Source organism: Pseudomonas sp. P5_A12 (genome assembly GCF_056400685.1).
In genome coordinates, this window is record NZ_JBFUKU010000520.1 from 1 (window position 1) to 1,971 (window position 1,971).

The 1,971-nt window shown below is 55.2% G+C and carries 3 protein-coding genes; 1 reads left to right on the plus strand and 2 read right to left on the minus strand.

Annotated features, from left to right (window positions below):
• A partial coding sequence (locus AC1DSG_RS30680; RefSeq protein WP_477794220.1) for a hypothetical protein occupies positions 1-213 on the minus strand: 213 nt, incomplete at its 3' end.
• Positions 214-259: 46 nt separating this feature from the next.
• On the opposite strand from AC1DSG_RS30680, the gene AC1DSG_RS30685 reads away from it, so the two are divergent.
• Positions 260-592 (plus strand): hypothetical protein, encoded by a 333-nt coding sequence (locus AC1DSG_RS30685; protein WP_477794221.1) that lies wholly within the window; start codon positions 260-262, stop codon positions 590-592.
• Positions 593-1,085: 493 nt separating this feature from the next.
• Here AC1DSG_RS30685 and AC1DSG_RS30690 read toward each other — a convergent pair.
• On the minus strand, positions 1,086-1,971 hold an 886-nt coding region (locus AC1DSG_RS30690), incomplete at its 5' end, for a DUF3987 domain-containing protein (RefSeq protein WP_477794222.1).

Consider the following 1,971-nt stretch of genomic DNA (forward strand, 5'->3'; position numbering starts at 1 on the left):
GCAGGTGACAGATACAAGATACCTGACCATGTGAGGCTCTACTTTTGAAGTAGCCCCTTTCGTCGGGCTATATTGAGTCTCAATGATCGTCTGGAAAGTCAGAGCCCCCTCGCTCAGAAAGCAATAAGGGATTGCCGTAATCCTTTGGGATTCAGCAAGTGCCCCAGCCGCCATAAACATACCCAATGAGGCCGCGATCAGCTTTGTTCGCATTAGATGACGCTCATACTTTTGTCCGGCGGTTTAGGGAGACGTTGCAGTGACTGATGCTGTGGCCAGCTCAATTCTTCATGCAGGCATTCCTAATGATCGTATTGTCGAAACGCTGGTGCTGTACGCATCCAAGTCAACTCAACAGGAGACCCCCATGAAGATAGCAGTGATTTTGCTGGCAGCCACGGTTGCCTTGGGCACAGCTCAGCTGACGTTAGCCGACCAAGATGAATACTGCTCAGGCTTTGAGGAGGGCTACAAAAGCGTAGCGGGTGATACTGCTGCGACTCCCGCGTGCCCGGCTGCGCCAGCCACACCTGCTGGGTCTACTGACTTTAGGGAAGGGCTTAAGGATGGGATGGAAGCGGCTGAGGGTTAGGAAGACTCGCCATTTTGAGTAAGTGCGTTTAGCGCCCGTTTTCGAGGGCGTCGCCAACCGTCGCCGAAACACGCGGCGAGACCTTCCACCCGTAGGCACTTTTGGTGGTGAAAGCTACGCCGCCGAAGGTGAATACCTATAGGCGGCGGAGGTACGGCGGAGGTGAGCCCGCGCCAACGGCTAACGGCTACGAAGGTGAAGATTCAGCCAGCAGCGGACGTGCCAGGAATAGGCCCGAAAGGGCCAGTTCCAGAATTCCAACGCCCTTTAAGACAGACTGAAAAAACAGAGATATTTACGAGAGGAAGAGAGAGAAGGATATAAGGAACTATACCCTCCAACCCCCGCACCACGTGGCTTGTAGAGTTCCCAAAGCCCCTGGAACTCCTTGGAATTCCACGCCCACCACCGGCTCGCAGCGGCTTGTAGTTCCAAATTCCGAACCAGTTCTAGGTTTTTTTTGGAACTGGAAACGAGCAGTATTGAGGGATTTTCAACCCTCGCTGATAGCCGTATAAACCCTCTGATCGCCCACCTTCTGCTCGGTAATCTCCCCTCCCTCAATTAGCGCCGTGATTACCTGGTCGAGCTCAAATGGTCGCAAGGCAACGCTCTTCATCAGCTTCCCCCTAGGCATGTAGCCCATCTGGCATAAGCCGCCAAAACGTGCGTCCTTCACGTAGGCTTTCGCGTTGCGGATCACCTTCAGCACCTTGCTGCGCTGTTTTTCGAATGGTGAGCTGTGCATGCCCTCTCGAAGCAGCTTTTGAAGTGACGCTAACCCCCGACTGACCCAAGCAGCAGCCCAAACAACGTGCTCAGTTTTGATCTCCCCGCCATCGCCCAAAGCCACGCACCCAGCCACACGGATGGTCTGTTCCTCAACCCGTGCCCACAGAGCAGGAACCTCTGCCTCGGCCTGGAGATCCTCAACAAGCCGTATCAGCTCTTCCTCCGCACCGCTTGCATAGTCCATCGGCTCCGGCGTCTGGGGGGTCGGCGGTGCTGGTGGTACCAGTGCACGCAGCCTATCGCGCAGCGATTCTGGCAGTGAGAACTCCTGTCTGCGATTAACCTGCGCAGTGCCCGTCTGAAGAACCACCAACAGGCGGTTCAAAAAGCCGCTATCGATTGATTCCTGGCTCAGCCCGTCAGTCAGTGTGCTTGGCGTGGTAGTGCCGAGCAGGYAGGTGTAGGGCCGCTCTATCTTTCCGATGTTCTGTTTCACATCTGCGTAATGCTTGCCCGCGTAAGAGTTTCGGCCCAAGCCATACACAGTCATCAGCTCACGCAGCTGATCTTTCACATGCTGAGACCCGGTTTTGTTCAGCGCGGATTGCAGTACTAACCCAAGTTCATCGGTGCAGATGGCTACATGC